This window comes from Variovorax sp. GW460-12-1-14-LB1, assembly GCF_059423605.1.
Genome location: NZ_JBWKYF010000058.1, coordinates 1 through 15759 on the forward strand (window position 1 = coordinate 1; position 15759 = coordinate 15759).

Annotated in this window: 15 protein-coding genes; 4 read left to right on the forward strand and 11 right to left on the reverse strand. The window is 69.9% G+C overall.

Translation table 11 applies throughout. The features are described from left to right. From AC07Y4_RS24215 to AC07Y4_RS24225, 3 genes are all read right to left on the reverse strand, one after another. A partial coding sequence (locus AC07Y4_RS24215) for a septum site-determining protein MinC (RefSeq protein WP_492742478.1) occupies positions 1-366 on the reverse strand: 366 nt, incomplete at its 3' end. 131 nt (positions 367-497) lie between these two features. After that, positions 498-1784 (reverse strand): solute carrier family 23 protein, encoded by a 1287-nt coding sequence (locus AC07Y4_RS24220; protein ID WP_487847751.1) that lies wholly within the window; start codon positions 1782-1784, stop codon positions 498-500. Between the two features lie 158 nt (positions 1785-1942). Beyond that, complete coding sequence (locus AC07Y4_RS24225) at positions 1943-2365, reverse strand: hotdog fold thioesterase (RefSeq protein ID WP_062481810.1); 423 nt, start codon at positions 2363-2365, stop codon at positions 1943-1945. A gap of 96 nt (positions 2366-2461) precedes the next feature. On the opposite strand from AC07Y4_RS24225, the gene AC07Y4_RS24230 reads away from it, so the two are divergent. Then, complete coding sequence (locus AC07Y4_RS24230) at positions 2462-3784, forward strand: AsmA family protein (protein WP_487847752.1); 1323 nt, start codon at positions 2462-2464, stop codon at positions 3782-3784. A gap of 152 nt (positions 3785-3936) precedes the next feature. On the opposite strand, the gene AC07Y4_RS24235 is transcribed toward AC07Y4_RS24230, so the two are convergent. The 3 genes from AC07Y4_RS24235 to AC07Y4_RS24245 all read right to left on the reverse strand — a co-directional run bounded on the left by AC07Y4_RS24235 (position 3937) and on the right by AC07Y4_RS24245 (position 7157). Then, entirely contained in the window at positions 3937-5280 is a 1344-nt protein-coding gene (locus AC07Y4_RS24235; RefSeq protein ID WP_139140391.1) for a tripartite tricarboxylate transporter permease, read from the reverse strand. 41 nt (positions 5281-5321) lie between these two features. After that, the gene (locus AC07Y4_RS24240) at positions 5322-5777 is read right to left on the reverse strand and encodes a hypothetical protein (protein WP_487850384.1); all 456 of its coding nucleotides are present in this window, start codon (positions 5775-5777) and stop codon (positions 5322-5324) included. Positions 5778-5870: 93 nt separating this feature from the next. Further along, a complete protein-coding gene (locus tag AC07Y4_RS24245; protein ID WP_487850385.1) occupies positions 5871-7157 on the reverse strand; it encodes a hydroxymethylglutaryl-CoA reductase, degradative in 1287 nt (428 codons plus the stop codon). A gap of 137 nt (positions 7158-7294) precedes the next feature. Here AC07Y4_RS24245 and AC07Y4_RS24250 point away from each other — a divergent pair, with 137 nt between their 5' ends. After that, positions 7295-8683: an aminotransferase-like domain-containing protein gene (locus AC07Y4_RS24250; RefSeq protein WP_062481803.1), complete on the forward strand. Its 1389-nt coding sequence runs from the start codon at positions 7295-7297 to the stop codon at positions 8681-8683. A gap of 1 nt (position 8684) precedes the next feature. On the opposite strand, the gene AC07Y4_RS24255 is transcribed toward AC07Y4_RS24250, so the two are convergent. The 5 genes from AC07Y4_RS24255 to AC07Y4_RS24275 all read right to left on the reverse strand — a co-directional run bounded on the left by AC07Y4_RS24255 (position 8685) and on the right by AC07Y4_RS24275 (position 14473). Then, the gene (locus AC07Y4_RS24255; RefSeq protein ID WP_487850386.1) at positions 8685-9470 is read right to left on the reverse strand and encodes a crotonase/enoyl-CoA hydratase family protein; all 786 of its coding nucleotides are present in this window, start codon (positions 9468-9470) and stop codon (positions 8685-8687) included. A gap of 82 nt (positions 9471-9552) precedes the next feature. Next, on the reverse strand, positions 9553-11361 hold the full coding sequence (locus tag AC07Y4_RS24260) for a feruloyl-CoA synthase (RefSeq protein WP_487850387.1): 1809 nt from the start codon (positions 11359-11361) through the stop codon (positions 9553-9555). Between the two features lies 1 nt (position 11362). After that, the gene (locus tag AC07Y4_RS24265; protein ID WP_487850388.1) at positions 11363-12310 is read right to left on the reverse strand and encodes a 3-hydroxyacyl-CoA dehydrogenase NAD-binding domain-containing protein; all 948 of its coding nucleotides are present in this window, start codon (positions 12308-12310) and stop codon (positions 11363-11365) included. Then, on the reverse strand, positions 12307-13515 hold the full coding sequence (locus AC07Y4_RS24270; protein WP_487850389.1) for an ABC transporter substrate-binding protein: 1209 nt from the start codon (positions 13513-13515) through the stop codon (positions 12307-12309). Before AC07Y4_RS24270 ends, AC07Y4_RS24265 begins: the two co-directional genes overlap by 4 nt. Before the next feature lie 37 nt (positions 13516-13552). Beyond that, on the reverse strand, positions 13553-14473 hold the full coding sequence (locus AC07Y4_RS24275) for a beta-keto acid cleavage family enzyme (RefSeq protein ID WP_159279034.1): 921 nt from the start codon (positions 14471-14473) through the stop codon (positions 13553-13555). A gap of 170 nt (positions 14474-14643) precedes the next feature. Between AC07Y4_RS24275 and AC07Y4_RS24280 the strand changes: the two genes are divergently transcribed. Both AC07Y4_RS24280 and AC07Y4_RS24285 read left to right on the forward strand, forming a co-directional pair. Further along, positions 14644-15024 carry a DUF1090 domain-containing protein gene (locus AC07Y4_RS24280; protein WP_487850390.1) on the forward strand — a complete coding sequence of 127 codons (381 nt, stop codon included), beginning with the start codon at positions 14644-14646 and terminating at the stop codon, positions 15022-15024. 14 nt (positions 15025-15038) lie between these two features. After that, on the forward strand, positions 15039-15749 hold the full coding sequence (locus tag AC07Y4_RS24285; protein ID WP_487850391.1) for a Crp/Fnr family transcriptional regulator: 711 nt from the start codon (positions 15039-15041) through the stop codon (positions 15747-15749). Positions 15750-15759 lie beyond the last annotated feature (10 nt).

The window sequence follows — 15759 nt, forward strand, 5'->3', positions numbered from 1 at the left end:
GGGCGCGGGGGCCGCGGGCATGGCGGCCACCGACAGGCCGGCTTCACGTGCCGCGGCGTGCTGCTCGGGGCTGCCGCCGCGCACGGCGATCGGCTGGGTCTGGTGGCGCGCCAGCAGGCTGCGCAGGGCGGCAAAGTCGATTTCGGGGGCGTCGGTGCCGCCCTCGGCCGCCTGTTCCTGCAGCAGCGAGAGGTCGATCACCACCGGCTCCTGCTCGAAGAAGTCGGGCGAATCCGCCAACTGGGCGTCGAGCGCCTCGGCCAGCACGTCGAGGTCGGCTGTCTTGAGGATCACTGCGATCAGCGGCAGTGTGGCGCTCTTGAATTCGAAAACCGCCTTGGTACGAGCGGCGGAAACATCGGCCATTGGAAAACGTGTGTGAACGTCGGTGCGAAAAGCGTTGGAGTCTAACGGGCGCCGGCCAAAGCCCGATGGCCGGCGCCGTGTTCACTGACCCCGCACAACAGTTATTGCACGAGGTTTCACTTTGTCTGCGCTCAGGCGTTGCGCGAACGGCCCAGCAGGGCGTAGAGGATGATCGCGCCGAAAGTGGCGGTTCCGATGCCGCCGAGGGCGAAGTCGCCGAACTTCAGCGTGAAGTCGCCCGTGCCGATGATCAGCGTGATGGCGGCCACGATCAGGTTCTTGTTCTGCGAGAAATCGACCTTGTTGTCGACCCAGATCTTGGCGCCGGCAATGGCGATCAGGCCGAACACCACGATGCTCACGCCGCCCATCACCGGCAGCGGAATGGCCTGGATCAGCGCGCCGAACTTGGGGCTGAAGCCCAGCACCAGCGCAATCAGCGCCGCCACCACGAACACCGCCGTCGAGTAGATGCGGGTGGCCGCCATCACGCCGATGTTCTCGGCGTAGGTGGTCACGCCGGTGCCGCCCGCGGAACCGCTGATGACCGTGGCGATGCCGTCGCCGATGAAGGCGCGGCCCATGTACGGGTCGAGGTTGCGGCCCGTCATGGCCGTCACCGCCTTCAGGTGGCCGAGGTTTTCCGCCACCAGGATGATCGCCACGGGCGCGATCAGCAGCATCGCGTTGGCCGTGAACACCGGCGCCGTGAAGGTCGGCAGGCCGAACCAGGCCGCGTTGGCGATGCCGCTCAGGTCGACCGGCTTGCCCAGGCCCATGCCGTTGGTGAGCGCGGCGTACACCAGCGTGGCCAGGATCAGGCCGATGAGGATCAACAGGCGCTGCACCATGCCGCGCGTGAACACTGCCACCAGGCCCACGCACAGGAAGGTCACGGCCTGCATCCACGAATCGAAGTTGCTGGCCGCCATGTTCTTGATGGGAATGCCCGCCAGGTTCAGCCCGATCACCGCCACCACGGCGCCCGTGACCACGGGCGGCATGAAGCGTTCGATCCAGCCCGTGCCCACGGCCTGCACGATGGCCCCGATCAGGATGTAGACCACCCCGCAGGCCACGATGCCGCCCAGGGCCACCGCGATGTTGGCGTTGGCCCCCTTGCCCGCGTAGCCGCTGGCCGCGATCACCACGCCGATGAAGGCGAAGCTCGAGCCCAGGTAGCTGGGCACCTTGCCGCCCGTCACGAGGTAGAAGATGAGCGTGCCGATGCCGCTCATCAGGATCGCGATGTTGGGGTTGAAGCCCATCAGGATCGGCGCCAGCACCGTGGCGCCGAACATGGCGATCACGTGCTGGATGCCCATCGCGCCCGTCTGCAGCCAGGGCAGCCGCTCGTCGGGCGCGATGACCGCGCCGTTGGCCAGTGTGGACACCGGCTTTTCAGTCCAGTTGAACATGTGTTTTCTTCTCCTCGGTTGGTGTGTATGGGGGGTCGACGCGCTCCCTGGGGCGAGATTGTGGTCGATCCACCCCGTGCTGAACACGGGTGCCACCCGCAAGAGGCGTACCAGCGGGAGAAGAAAAAAGAAGAAGCGCCCCGGGGGCGCGCCCGCGCTCAGCGCGGCTGCAGCACCGCCATGGTGATGCGCGAGACGCAGGTCAGCTCGCCGGCCTCGTTCGTCAGGTCGATCTGCCAGACCTGCGTGGTGCGCCCGCGGTGCACCGGCCGCGCCGTGCCGGTGACCCAGCCGCTGGTGGCCGAGCGGATGTGGTTGGCGTTGATGTCCAGGCCCACGGCGCGGTCGCCCTCGGGGGCCGAGTAGTGCGCGCCGCAGGAGCCCAGCGTCTCGGCCAGCACCACCGACACGCCGCCGTGCAGGATGCCGTAGGGCTGGCGGGTGCGCTCGTCCACCGGCACGCGGGCGCGGATGAAGTCGTCGCCCACCTCCAGGAATTCGATGCCCAGGGCGGCCACGGCCGTGCCCACGTGGTTGGCGGTCAGCGATTCGACCGAGATCTCTTTCTTCCAGATACGCATGCAGGGGTCTCCGATACAGGGGGTGCGAGGGCACCGAGGGCACTATAGCGACGACGGCTGACAACCGCAGTCGCCTTTGCGTGCTACCTTGGCCCGATGACCTTCCCTTCGGTGCGGCGGTGGCTCCTGGGCTCGGCGGCGGTGCTGCTGCTGGGCATCGGCGCGCTGGCGCTCGTGGTGGCCGCGCGCCTGCCCGACGACGAGGAGGTGGCGGCCCGCATCGCCGCCGGCTTCTCGCAGCGCTACGGCGTCGAGCTGACGGTGGGCGGCGCCCACTGGTCGCTGTGGCCGGTGCCCGTGCTGGCGCTGTCCGAGCTGGCGACCGACCAGCCCCAGCCCATCACCCTGCGCCGCGTGAGCGTGCGGCTGCACCTGTGGCCGCTGCTGCTGCGCCGCGAGGTGGCCATCGACGAGATCGCGCTCGAGAGCTTGGTGCTGCCGCGCGCCTCGGTGCGCGCCTTCCGGGACAAGGGCCCCGAGCCGCAGGAAAGCGAGCGCATCGTGCCGCTGCCCGCGCCCTGGACCCTGGCGCCCGTGCCGGTGGAGCGCGTGCGCTGGCGCGACGTGGTCTGGATCGACCGCCGCGACATCGCGCTGGCCTACGACGGCGAGGTGACGTTCGACGACAACTGGCGCCCTCGCAACCTGCGTCTGGAGCGCGCCGGCGCCGCATCGCCCGTGCGCCTGCGGCTGGACCGCGAGGGCACGGAAGACCGCTGGCGCACCCGCATCGACGCCGGGGGCGGCACGTGGAACGGGCAGGCGCGGCTCGAGGTGCTGCCCGAGGGGCGGGGCTTGCGCGTGTCGGCCGAGCTCGATCCGCGGCAGGTCGACATCGAAGCACTGGTGCAGGCCTTCGGGCGCCGCTCGGCGGTGGCTGGCAAGGTCTCGGGCCACACCTCGCTGGTGGCCGAGGCCCGCGAGGTGGGCGCGCTGATGCGCGGCCTGCACACCCGCACCACCTTCTCGGTGCAGCCCGCCACGCTGACCCGGCTGGACCTGGCCAAGGCCGTGACCACCGCCGGCATCAGCCGCGGCGGCACCACGGCGCTGGACGAGCTCACGGGCACGCTCGACACGCAGGGCACCGAAGACGGCATCGTGATGCGCTACACGAACCTCAAGGCGCGCTCGGGCGTGCTCACCGCCAGCGGCAACCTGCGGCTGTTCAACCGGCAGATGTCGGGCGAGATGGCGGTGGACCTGGTCGATGGCGTGGTCGGCGTGCCGCTGAAGATCGGCGGCAGCGTGGCCGAGCCCGAGGTGTCGATGACCGGCGGCGCGCTCGCGGGGGCGGCGGTTGGCAGTGCGGTGCTGCCGGGGGTGGGCACGGCGATCGGGGCGCGTGTGGGGCAGCAGGTGGAGAAGCTGTTCGGTGGGGATGAATCGGCGAAGAAGAAGCCTGCATCGAAGCGCTGACTGGGTGCCGGCGTGTTCAGGGCGTGTGCCCAGGCCACCGGGTACTTCCCTCCGCGAATGTCCCCCGGCCTGCGGCCTCCTCCTTGATTTCGCTGCGGGAAGCACCCAGTGTCCTGGGCACATGGACGCGCTGCTGGTGTGCGGCTGGCCGATCAGGAGAACGCCTTGATCACCGCCGGCACCGTCAACACCGCCGTGTAGTAGCCCATGAACTGCACGCCCGTGTTGAAGCCGATGGCACGCGACAGCAGGCCGCCGAGCAGCCCCATCGTGAGGATCACCAGGAGCCCGAGCAACTGGCCTTCCCACACGCTGATCACCACGATCAAGCCGACGAAGGTCGCGATGATCGCCTCGTGGCTCACCTTGCGCGAGACGAACAGCGCTGCGCGGCGCGCGAAGTTCATGGTGAAGGGGTAGGCCACCAGCGCCGCGAGCACCACGGCCAGCATGCCGTAGCCGAGGAACTCCCAGTGGTTCAGCAGGTTGTGCAGGTTGTGGGTCTGGCCCGTGGCCGAGTCGATCGTGAACACAGGCGGCGCGTTGAACAGCGGCGCGGCGGGGCCGGCCGCCACGGGGCTCAGCGGCAGGCCGATGGCGATCAGCGGGATCAAGGCTTCGGCGATGTAGGTGGCCTCGGTCACGCCGTTGCGCGCGGCCAGCGTGGTGGTGAGGCGGTGGTACGCATGCTTGATGCGCGAGCCGACCAGCTCGCCCAGCACCACCGTCATCGCGACGGGGCTGAACACGAAGGTGGCGCTGGAGATCGCGGCGGTCGCGAAGGTCCACTTCACCTGGCCGCGGTCGAGCACCTTGAACGGGTTCGGGAAGTAGCCCGACCAGCCCTTCACGTCGGGCGCGAGCGAGAAGGTGCGGACCTTGTCGCGCTTCATGCGCGCACGCGCCGCCGGCGAGATCACCGAGAACAGGTCGGCCACCAGCGGCCCGATGGCGATGCCCAGGAAGTAGCTGATGCTCAGCTTCACGCCGTACTTGCCCGTGAGCGCCTGCAGCGCCACGATCACCATCACGAACGGCACCAGTGTGGCCACCGAGGCCCAGCGCCCGCTCGAGAAGTAGGCAATGGCCACGGCCGCCACCACGAAGATCCACGGCGCCGCCTTGGTGATGGCCGCGCCGTACGGCGCCAGCAGCACCGCGAACAGCACGGCCAGCGGCACCGCCAGAAAGGCCGCGATGATCGCGCCCGACACCATCTTGCGCAGCGCGATGTGCGGCACGCCCAAGTTGCGCAGCACGTTCGCGTCCTGCAGCAGCGGCGTGGCCATGGTGTCGCCCGGAATGCCCAGTAGCGCGGTGGGCACCGCGTGCGTCATGTGCTTGGCCACGGCGGCGGCCAGGAAGAAGGTGAACACGCCTTCGGGCGGCACGCCCAGCAGCACCACCAGCAAGGTGAGCGGTGCGAGCGTGGTGGTTTCGTCGGTGCCCGAGACGAGGCCGATGGCCGCGAACACGATGGCGCCCACGAGGCCCATGCCGGTGGCGACGAGGATCTGGTTGAACAGGGCTGCGTCGATCACGAGGCGGCTCCTTCCGCGGCCTTGGCGGCCTGGGGCTTGTACGACGCGAACAGCTCGTAGATCTCGAGCTCCTTCATCTCGCGCACCACCACGGGCGGCAGGTCGTCCACCGAGCCCAGGTCGCCGTGCTCGGCGGCCAGCTCGGCCAGCACCTCCTCGCGCCAGCGCGGATCGGCGGCGGTGCCTTCGACCACTTCGCGCTTGGGCGTGAAGAGCTTCGCGCAGATCACGCCCGAGACCACGCAGCCGCCGAGGCCCGCGAGCATTGCGTAGGCGCGCGCCAGTTCAGGCGTGTTCACCACGCTCGCGAGCACGCGGCTCGCCACGAGGTAGCCCGTGAGGCTCACCGCGACGCCGATCGCGATCGACCACGCGAGGTGGCCCAGGTCGGCCGTGTCGCCCCATATCTCCACCAGCCGCCAGCGGGCGGGCGTTGCACTGTCTGCGTTCATTCGAGTTGTCTCCGTCTGTGGTTGTGTGACGGCCGCGTGCGCGACCGCCGCGGTGTCGGCCGCGGACCGTGGTGCGGGAGGCTCCCGCGTTGCTTACTTCTTGCGCAGCGCGTCGAGCAGCGCCACGGCGCGGTCGGTGCGCACGTCGTGCTCGGCCGCCATCTGTCTGGCGATGGCGTCGATCTCGTCGCCGGTGGCGCCCGCGACCAGCGCGATGTTGCGGGCGTGCAGCGCCATGTGGCCGCGCTGGATGCCTTCGGTGGCGAGCGCGCGCAGGGCGCCGAGGTTCTGCGCGAGGCCGACGGCCACGGCGACTTCGCCGAGCTCCTGCGCCGACTTCACATCGAGGATCTTCAGCGCGAGCCGTGCGAGCGGGTGCGTCTTCGTCGCGCCGCCGACCAGGCCCACCGGCATCGGCATCTCGATGGTGCCGACCAGCGCGCCGCCCGCGTCCTTCTCCCACGTGGTGAGCGAGGTGTAGCGCCCGCTGCGGCAGGCGTACGCATGCGCGCCGGCTTCCACCGCACGCCAGTCGTTGCCGGTCGCGACGATCACCGGGTCGATGCCGTTCATGATCCCCTTGTTGTGCGTGGCCGCGCGGTAGGGGTCGATGGCTGCGAAGGTGTAGGCGTCGATCACGCCCTCGACCACCTCTTCGCCGCTGCGCTCGCGCGTGGCCAGCACGGAAGGCGCGAGCCGCACGCGCGCACGCGCCAGCCGCAGGTCGGCCAGGTTCGACAGGATGCGCAGGCGCACCGTGCCGCCGGTGAGCTTCTCGACCAGCGGCGACACCGCCTCGGCCATGGTGTTGACGGTGTTCGCGCCCATCGCGTCGCGCACGTCGACGATCAGGTGCATCACCACCATCGCGCCGCGCGGCGTGTCGCCGAACACATGCACCTCGATGTCGCGGCAGCCGCCGCCCAGGCCGATCAGCACCTTGTCGCGGCTGTTCGCCACGGCCAGGATCTCGTCGCGCGCACGCAGCAGCGCCAGCCGCGCACCGTACGGGTCGGTGATGCCGATCACCTGCACCTGCGCGCGCATCAGCGGCCCGGTGCTCGAGGCCTCGAAGCCGCCGCCTTCGCGCGCCAGCTTGGCCATGAACGAGGCGGCGGCGACCACCGAGGGTTCCTCGACCGCCATCGGCACGAGGTAGTCGCGCCCGTTCACGGTGAAGTTGCCGGCCACGCCCAGCGGCAGCTCGAAGGTGCCGATCACGTTCTCGACCATGCCGTTGGCGCGCTCCACGCCCAGCGCGCCGGGTTGCGCGAGCAGGGCCACCTCGTCGTCGGTGAGCGCGGCGGCCTGTGCGATGTGGGCCAGGCGTTGGGCGGGCGTGAGTGCGCGGAAATTGGGAATGCGGGAATCGGCGGCCATCGGTGCGTGTCTCTTCGGAAGGTGAATTCGGGAGCAGGCAATTTAGGCCGGCTGTACCGCCCGCGGAAGGCACAGTTTGGCGGGACAGTGCGGACAGTGGTGCGCCGCCACGCCTCGCTGTGTCACAGTCCAAGCCCATGACCACGATCGCCGATTCGCTCGCCGACACCCTCGCGCGCCAGATCGCGAGCGGCGCCTACAAGGCCGGCGACAAGCTGCCCTCGCTGCGCGAACTCGCACAGCTGCACGGCTACGCCAAGAACACCGTGGTGGCTGCCTTCGAGCTGCTGGTGTCGCGCGGCCTCGTCGAGCCGCGGCGCGGTTCGGGCTACTACGTGCTGGCGCAGGCCACGGCCACGCCCAAGCCCGCCGAGGACGACGCCGGCAGCCTCGGCCGTGCGATGGACATCGTGTGGCTCATGCGCGAGCAGCTCAAGACGCAGCCCGATGCGGTCGCCGTGGGCGACGGCTTTCCGCCCGTCGAATGGCTGGCCGACGTGCGGCTGGACAAGTACCACCCGAAGGTCGTGCGCACGGGGCTCGGCGCGCTGTTCCGCTACGGCAGCCGCTTCGGCTACGCGCCGCTGCGCGACCACCTCGTGCGCAAGCTGGCCGACTTCGGCATCGGCGCCGAGCCGCGGCAGATCGTGCTCACGCACGGCGCCAACGAGGCGATGGACATCGTCATCCGTTATTTCGTGCCGCCCGGCGGCAAGGTGCTGGTCGACGACCCGGGCTACTACCCGCTGTTCGGCAAGCTCAAGCTCGCGGGTGCGCAGATGCTGGCCGTGCCGCGCCTCGCCGACGGGCCCGACCTCGAGGTGCTCGAGCAGCTGCTCATCGCCGAACGGCCGCGCCTGTTCTTCACGCAGTCGTTGGCGCACAACCCTACCGGCTCCGACATCTCGCCGGCCAAGGCCTTTCGCGTGCTGCAGCTCGCGCAGAAGTACGACCTGCTGATCGTCGAGAACGACCCGCTGGCCGACTTCAAGCCCACGGCGCTGCCGCGCCTCTCGGCGCTCGACCAGCTCGAACGCACGATCTACATCGGCAGTTTTTCGAAATCGTTCTCGGCCGCGCTGCGCGTGGGCTTCATCGCCTGCGGCGCCGACCTGGCGAGCGACCTCGCCGACCTGAAAGCGCTGATCCACGTGAGCAGCTCGGAGTACAGCGAGCGCACGGTCGACGTCATCCTGAGCGAGGGCCACTACCAGCGGCACCTCAAGCGGCTGCAGCAGCGGCTGGGCGAGGCCACGCGCGACGCGCTGAAGCTGTTCGACGCGGTGGACGCCGAGGTCTTCGCGCGCAGCCCGCAGTCGCTCTACATCTGGGCCGCGCTGCCCGGCGTGGACGACTCGCTGGCCTTCGCGAAAGAGCTGCTGCCGCGCAAGATCGTGATGGCGCCGGGGCGCATCTTCAGCGTCGACTCGACGCAGGTCTCGCGCTGGTCGCGCTTCAACGTGGGCGCCATGGCCGACCCGCGCTTTGCGAAGGCGCTGCGCACGGCGTTGCGGCGGCGCGCTTGAATCAGCCGGTGAAGGTGCCGTGCCGGCCCGCACCGCCGGCAAAGCGCGCGGCGCCGGCTTCGCCTTCGGCCGCGACGATCGGCACGCCCTGCGCGCCTTCGCGGCGCAGCGCCTCGGCCAGCGGCAGGTCCCACTGCTCGAAGGCGGAGCGCCGGTCGGCCAGCATGCATTGCTGCGGAAAGGCGGCGATCTGCCGCGCCAGTTCCTGCGCGGCGGCCAGCGCGCCGCCCGGTGGCGTGGTGCGGTTCACCAGGCCCATCGCCAGCGCCTCGGCGGCGGACACCGGCCGGCCCGTGAGGATCAGGTCGAGCGCACGCCCCATGCCCACGAGGCGCGGCAGCCGCACGGTGCCGCCGTCGATCAGCGGCACGCCCCAGCGGCGGCAGAACACGCCGAACACCGCGTCGTCGTCGGCCACGCGCAGGTCGGCCAGCAGCGCCAGCTCGAGCCCGCCCGCCACCGCGTAGCCGTTCACCGCCGCGATCAGCGGCTTGGACAGTGCCATGCGCGTCGGGCCCATCGGGCCGGTGCCGCCGCCGTCAGGGTCGAGCTCGTTGCGGCGCGCCGGATCACCGACCGCGCCCAGGTCGGCACCCGCGCAGAAATGGCCGCCCGCGCCCGTCAGCACGGCCACGCGCAGCGCGTCGTCGGCCTCGAAGCGTTCGAAGGCCGCGCGCAACGCGGCGGCCACCACGCCGTCCACGGCGTTGCGTTTGTCGGGACGGTTCAGCGTGAGCGTGCAGACGGGGCCGTCCGCTTCGAAGGTCACGCAGGGTGGGGTGGACATGGGCGGCGTCTCCGGGAAGTTGAAATGGCGGGTGGCCCGGCCATCGTAGAAAACATTCCCGGGTTCTCCAACCCCGCCGCGTTCAGGTGGCGCGGATCACGTCCGCATCGCCCGGCGCCGGCGCATGCAGCCGCGCCACCTCGACCGCGCGCCGCGTGAGCACGGCGCGCTGGTTGATGTAGCCCTTGTCGGTGATCTCGCCCGCATCGGGGCTGGGCGGTTCGGCCAGCACCAGCGCGCAGGCCGGGCACTGCGACGAGCCCGCGCCTTCGTCGCGCAGGGCGCGCAGCACCCCGGCGATGCGCGCGGCCAGGGCTTCGGGCGCGAGGGCGGCGCCTTGCGGGCTGGCGAACACCAGCATGCCGATCGCGTCGCGGTCGTGGCCCGTGAGCACGATGTCCTGCACATGCGGCGCCAGCAGCGACACCAGCTTCACGCGCAGCGTGCCTACCGACACCCAGGTGCCGGTCGACAGCTTGAAGTCTTCCGCCACGCGGCCGTTGAAGATCACGCCCTGCGCCGGGTCGCCGGGGTTCGCAAGAAAGCCCGCGTCGCCGATGCGGTAGTAGCCCTCGGCGTCGAAGGCACTGGCGGTTTCGCGTGGCGCGTCGCGGTAGCCGGGGAACACCGAGACGCCCTTGACGCGCATCTCCAGCTTCTCGCCGTTGGGCACGAACTTCAGTTCCAGCCCCGGCAGCGGCGCGCCGATGCAGCCGGCGCCGTCGAGCTGCCAGTGCGCCGAGGTGATGGCGGGCGAGGTCTCGGTGGCGCCCCACGAGGTGGTGAGCCACAGCGGGCGCGCGGGCCGCACGCGCCGCGCCACGGCTTCGAGCCGCTGCCAGGTCGAAGGCGCGAGCGCGGCCGCCGCGTAGAAGGCCAGGCGCAACCGCGAGAACACTTCGGCGGCGAGCGCGTCGTCGGCTTCGAGGAACGGCAGCAGCATGTCGAAGCCGCGCGGCACGTTGAACAGCAGCGTGGGTTTCACCTCGCGCAGGTTGCGCACGGTCTTCTCGATGAGGCCCGGCGCGGGCCGGCCTTCGTCGATATAGAGCGCGCCGCCATGGCACAGCACCATGTGCAGGTTGTGGTTCGCGCCGAAGGTGTGGCTCCATGGCAGCCAGTCGACGAGCACCGGTTTTTCTTGCGCGAGGAAGCGCCAGGTCTGCGCCATCATCTGCTGGTTGGCGCACAGCATGCGGTGCGTGTTGATCACCACCTTGGGCTGGCCGGTGGAGCCGGAGGTCAGCAGGTACTTGGCGTGCGTGTCGGGGCCCACGGCGGCGAAGGCCTGCATGACGGCGGGCGTTTCCTTCGTCGCGCGCAACCGGTCGAAGGGCATCGCGCCGGGATGCGCTTCGGCGTTGCGACTGAACACGGTGACCGCGTCGACGCCGCAGCCGGCGAGCGATGCGCCGTACACCTTCGCGTCGGAAGCGTAGATCAGCCCGGGTTGCAGCGCCTTCAACATGCCGTGCAGCCGCGACGGGTCTTTCGCCATGCGCGAGTAGGCGCTGGACAGCGAACAGGCCGTGCGGCCGATGTGCATCGTCGCGAGCATCAGCACGGCATGGTCGATGGCGTTGTCCGAGAGGATCACGACCGGTCGGCCTGGTGGCAGGTCCAGGTCGAGCAGGCCCTGCGCCACCGCGCCGACGGCGGCGCGCAGTGCGCGGTAGTCGAGCCTGCGCCAGCCTTCGCCCGTCTCATCGCGCTCGGCAAAGGCCAGCGCGTCGGGCGTCTCGCGCGCCCAGCACTCGATCCATTCGCCGATGCAGCGTGCGTACGGCTGCAGCGCCGTCGGCGAGCGCAGCACGAACGAGCCGTCGTCGAAGTCGATGCGCACCGTGCGGGGCGGCGCGACCAGGGTGTCGTCGAGAAGGAAGTCGGTCATGTCAATCCAGCGTACCCGTCTCGGCCTTGGCGCGAATCAGGTTCAACAGCAGGGTGTCGCGCGCGGCTTCGAGGTCGGCCGTGTGGCGCGTGCCCAGGGCTTCGTCCACGCCTTGCACCACTTGCTGCTTCAGCTCGGCCGTCATCGACGGTGCTCCCAGGTCCTTCCACCAGTCTTCGATCGGACCGCCCAGGTGCGCGAGCAAATGCTCAATGCCGCCCGCACCGCCTGAGAGGTGCAGATTCATGAACGGCCCCATCACGGCCCAGCGCAGGCCGGGGCCGTGCGCGATGGCGGTGTCGATGTCGGCCACGCTCGCCACGCCTTCGTTGACGAGATGAAAAGCTTCGCGCCACAGCGCAGCCTGCAGCCGGTTCGCGATGTGGCCTTTCACCTCTCGCTTCACGTGGATCGGCCGCTTGCCGATGGCGGCATAGAAGGCCATCGCGCGGGCGATGGTGTCGGGCGAGGTCTGCTCGCCGCCGATCACCTCGACCAGCGGAATCAGGTGCGGCGGGTTGAACGGGTGCCCCAACACCACACGCTGCGGGTGCACGCAGCCCGACTGCACGCCGCTGATCGCCAGGCCCGACGAGCTCGACGCGAGGATGGTCTCCGGCGGCGCGGCCGCGTCCATGCGGCGGAACAGGTCGATCTTGAAGTCCATGCGCTCGGGGCCGTTCTCCTGCACGAAGTCGGCCACGGCCACGGCGTCTTCCAGGCTGTCGTGAAAGCGCAGGCGGCCGACCGAGGCGCCCTCGGCCAGGCCGAAGCGTTCCAGCGTCGGCCAGTGCTGCGCCACGGCGGCGCGCAGCCGGTCTTCGGCGCCGGGCGAGGGGTCGGTCGCATTCACGTCGAGCCCGTGCGCGAGGAAGTGCGCGGCCCAGCTCGCGCCGATCACGCCGGTGCCGACGACGGCGACGCGCTTCACGTCGGTGGTGAGGTTCATGCCGATTTCCACCGCGCGCAGCGGCTCTCCGTCTTGGTGGTCCACGCGGCTTCGCCGGGGATGTTCTCGATCACCTTGTAATAGTCCCACGGCTCCTTCGATTCGGCCGGCGCCTTCACCTGCATGAGGTGCATGTCGTGCACCATGAGGCCGTCGTCGCGCAGCCAGCCGCCCTTGACGAACATGTCGTTGAACTTCGTCTTGCGCAGCTGCGCCATCACCTTGTCGGCGTCGTCGCTGCCCGCGGCCTTCACGGCCTGCAGGTACTGCAGCGCGGCCGAGTAGTCGCCGGCATGGAAGGAGGAGGGCATGCGCTTGTGCTTGTCGAAAAAGCGCCGCGCCCAGGCGCGCGACTCGGGGCTCTGGTTCCAGTACCAGCTGTCGGTGAGGTACATGCCCTGCGAGGCCTTCAGGCCCAGCGCGTGCACGTCGTTGATGGTGATGATCATGCCGGCGAGTTTCATGTTCTTGCTGATGCCGAACTCCGCCGCCGACTTGATGGCGTTCACCGTGTCGCCGCCCGCATTCGCGAGCGCCAGCACCTGCGCCTTCGAGCTCTGCGCCTGCAGCATGAACGACGAGAAGTCGCTCGCGCCCAGCGGGTGCTTCACCGAGCCCGCCACCGTGCCGCCGCTGGCCTGCACGGTCTTGGTGGCGTCGCCTTGCAGCGCGGCGCCGAAGGCGTAGTCGGCCGCCACGAAGTACCAGCTCTTGCCGCCGGCCTTGACCACCGCGCTCGCGGTGCCGCGCGCCATGGCCACGGTGTCGTAGGCGTAGTGCACGGTGTAGGGGGAGCAGTACTCGTTGGTGAGGCTGGACGCGCCCGAGCCCACCACGAAGTACGGCTTCTTCTTGTCGGCCGCCACGCCGGCCATGGCAATGGCCGCGCCCGAGTTCACGCCGCCGATCAGCATGTCGACCTTGTTCACGTCGAACCATTCGCGCGCCTTGGCGGCGGCGATGTCGGGCTTGTTCTGGTGGTCGGCCGTGACCAGCTCGATCTTCTTGCCATTGATGGCGCCGCCCATGTCGGCGATGGCCATGCGGATCGCCTCGGCGCCGGCCGGGCCGTCGTAGTCGCGGTAGATGCCCGACATGTCGCTGATGAAGCCGATGCGGATGGTGTCGTCGGACACCTGGGCGAAGGCGCTCGATGCAAAGAGGGCGCCGAGCGCGAGGGCCAGGGCGGTGCGGGGAATGTTCATGTGCGGTGTCTCCGTTCGTTGTCGTTGTTGTCTGTCTTCAACCGAGCGCGAACTCGGGCCGCGGGCCGCCCACGCGCGGCAGGCCCATGATCTGGCGCGCCTCGGCCGGCGTGGCCACTTCCATGTCGAGCTCGCGGATCACGCGCACGATGCGCTCGGTGAGCTGCACGTTGGTGGCGAGTTCGCCGTGACGGAAGTAGAGGTTGTCTTCCAGCCCCACGCGCGCATGGCCGCCCAGCAGCAGCGCCGCCACGTTGGCCTCGAGCTGCGACATGCCGATGCCGCTCACGCCGAAGATGGCGCCCTTGGGCAGCGTGTCGACCATCATCTGCAGGTTGCGCGGCGAGTACGGCATCGCGTTCTGGAAGTTGCGGTGCACGTTCATCACCAGGTTGACGAAGTAGGGCTCGTCGTCATGGCCTTCCTCGATCAGCGTGGTCGTGTCCTGCAGGATGTGCGTGGGGCTGAACACCTCCCACTCGGGCTTGATGCCGCGTGCCTTCATGCCGGCGGCCAGCTCGCGCCCGCGCGTGATCGGCGTGTCCATCAGGATCTGCTTGCCCTCGAAGCTCAGGTTGAGCGTGGTGGCGTCCAGCGTGCACATCTCGGCGCCGGCGTCCATGCCCTTGATGCGCTCTTCCCACGCGATCTCCCAGCGGTCGCCGGCCAGCGGCTTCACCATGTCGCCGTGCACGCCGCCGCCGGTGGAGTTGTTCAGCACGATGTCGCTGCCGGCCGCGCGGATGCGGCTGTTGATGTCGCGGTACACCTCGGCGTTGCAGGTGGCGCCGTCGTCGGGGCGGCGCGCGTGGATGGCGACCACGCTGGCGCCGGCGTTCCAGCAGCGCAGCACGTCGGCGGCGATCTCGGCGGGCTGGGTGGGGAGGTGGGGGTTCTGCGACTTGTGCGCCATGCCGCCAGTGGGGGCGATGGTCACGATCACTTTGCGCTTCGACATGCTCGGGGCTCCTGGGGTCGGTCGTTCGGTCAGTCAGTCAGGGGGGGCGCGCCATTATTTTTTGTGATGCGTTCGTACTCAGTCATCGCGACGACATTCAGGGGCAGGGTTTACGCGGCGCCAGCCGCTAAAGTCGCCCCTGCGCCGTTGCGCACACAAGGAACCTCTCCATGAAATTTCTGCCCCTCGTGCTGGCCGCCGCGGCCGCGTTCACCACCCTCGGCGCCGCCGCGCAACCCGCCGGCCCCGCCACCTGCGACGCCAAGCGCGAGGCCATCGGCCGCGACATCGAGATGGCCAAGTCCAAGGGCCAGAAGCAGCGCGTGCGCGGGCTCGAAACCGCGTTGGCGGAAGTGAACCGCAACTGCACCGACGCCAAGCTGGCGGCCGAGCACCAGAAGCGCATCCGCGCCCAGGAGCGCAAGGTGGCCGAGCGCGAGCGCGACCTGCGCGCGGCGCAAGAGAAGGGACGTGCCAGCAAGATCGCCGACCGCGAGAAGAAGCTGCACGAGGCGCAGGCCGAGCTGCAGCAGCTCAAGGGCGCGCAGTAAATCAAAAAGACAGCATGCCCTCGACCAAGCCGGCGATCCCCGCGGCCTCCCTGACCATTCCCCAGCTGCTGCAGGGTTCGGCCTGGTTCCCGCTGCTCGACCTGGGCGCGGGCGAGCGCGTGCTCGACGAGATGCGCGAGGTCGAGGTGGCCGCCGGCGCCGCGCTGTGCCGGCGCGGCGACACGCCGCTGCACTGGTACGGCACGCTCGAAGGGCTGCTCAAGTGGTCGATCACCTCCAGCGACGGCCGCTCGGTCACGCTGGGCGGGCTGTCGGTGGGCAGCTGGTTCGGCGAGGGCACGCTGCTGCGCGCCGTGCCGCGCTCGGCGGACATCATTGCGCTGCGGCCCAGCCGCGTGGCGCAACTGCCGCTGGAGACCTTCGAGTGGCTGCACCGCACGCAGCGCGGCTTCGATCACTTCCTGCTGCAGCAGATCAACGAGCGGCTGCACTGGTTCATGGGCAGCTACGCCGCGCACCGGCTGCTCGACGCCGACAGCCAGGTGGCGCGCGCACTGGCCGGCCTGTTCCATCCCTGGCTGCACCCGGGCAGCGAGCCGCACCTGCAGACCTCGCAGGAAGAGATCGCCAACCTGTCGGGCGTGTCGCGCCAGCGCTGCAACGCGGCGCTCAACCGGCTGAAGGAGGCCGGGTTCCTGCACATCGAGTACGGCGGCATCACCGTGACCGACCTCGAAGGCTTGCGCCGCTTCATCCAGGAGTGAATGACTCCCT

Coding starts and splice junctions, on each gene's coding strand:
- AC07Y4_RS24250 (WP_062481803.1), top strand. CDS start 7,295: ATGACCACGATCGCCGATTCGCTCGCCGACACCCTCGCGCGCCAGATC.
- AC07Y4_RS24285 (WP_487850391.1), top strand. CDS start 15,039: ATGCCCTCGACCAAGCCGGCGATCCCCGCGGCCTCCCTGACCATTCCC.
- AC07Y4_RS24225 (WP_062481810.1), bottom strand. CDS start 2,365: ATGCGTATCTGGAAGAAAGAGATCTCGGTCGAATCGCTGACCGCCAAC.
- AC07Y4_RS24260 (WP_487850387.1), bottom strand. CDS start 11,361: ATGACCGACTTCCTTCTCGACGACACCCTGGTCGCGCCGCCCCGCACG.
- AC07Y4_RS24255 (WP_487850386.1), bottom strand. CDS start 9,470: ATGTCCACCCCACCCTGCGTGACCTTCGAAGCGGACGGCCCCGTCTGC.
- AC07Y4_RS24270 (WP_487850389.1), bottom strand. CDS start 13,515: ATGAACATTCCCCGCACCGCCCTGGCCCTCGCGCTCGGCGCCCTCTTT.
- AC07Y4_RS24240 (WP_487850384.1), bottom strand. CDS start 5,777: ATGAACGCAGACAGTGCAACGCCCGCCCGCTGGCGGCTGGTGGAGATA.
- AC07Y4_RS24245 (WP_487850385.1), bottom strand. CDS start 7,157: ATGGCCGCCGATTCCCGCATTCCCAATTTCCGCGCACTCACGCCCGCC.
- AC07Y4_RS24275 (WP_159279034.1), bottom strand. CDS start 14,473: ATGTCGAAGCGCAAAGTGATCGTGACCATCGCCCCCACTGGCGGCATG.
- AC07Y4_RS24280 (WP_487850390.1), top strand. CDS start 14,644: ATGAAATTTCTGCCCCTCGTGCTGGCCGCCGCGGCCGCGTTCACCACC.
- AC07Y4_RS24235 (WP_139140391.1), bottom strand. CDS start 5,280: ATGGGCCTCGTGGGCGCCATCGTGTTCGCGGCCATCGGCCTCGTCTCG.
- AC07Y4_RS24220 (WP_487847751.1), bottom strand. CDS start 1,784: ATGTTCAACTGGACTGAAAAGCCGGTGTCCACACTGGCCAACGGCGCG.
- AC07Y4_RS24265 (WP_487850388.1), bottom strand. CDS start 12,310: ATGAACCTCACCACCGACGTGAAGCGCGTCGCCGTCGTCGGCACCGGC.
- AC07Y4_RS24230 (WP_487847752.1), top strand. CDS start 2,462: ATGACCTTCCCTTCGGTGCGGCGGTGGCTCCTGGGCTCGGCGGCGGTG.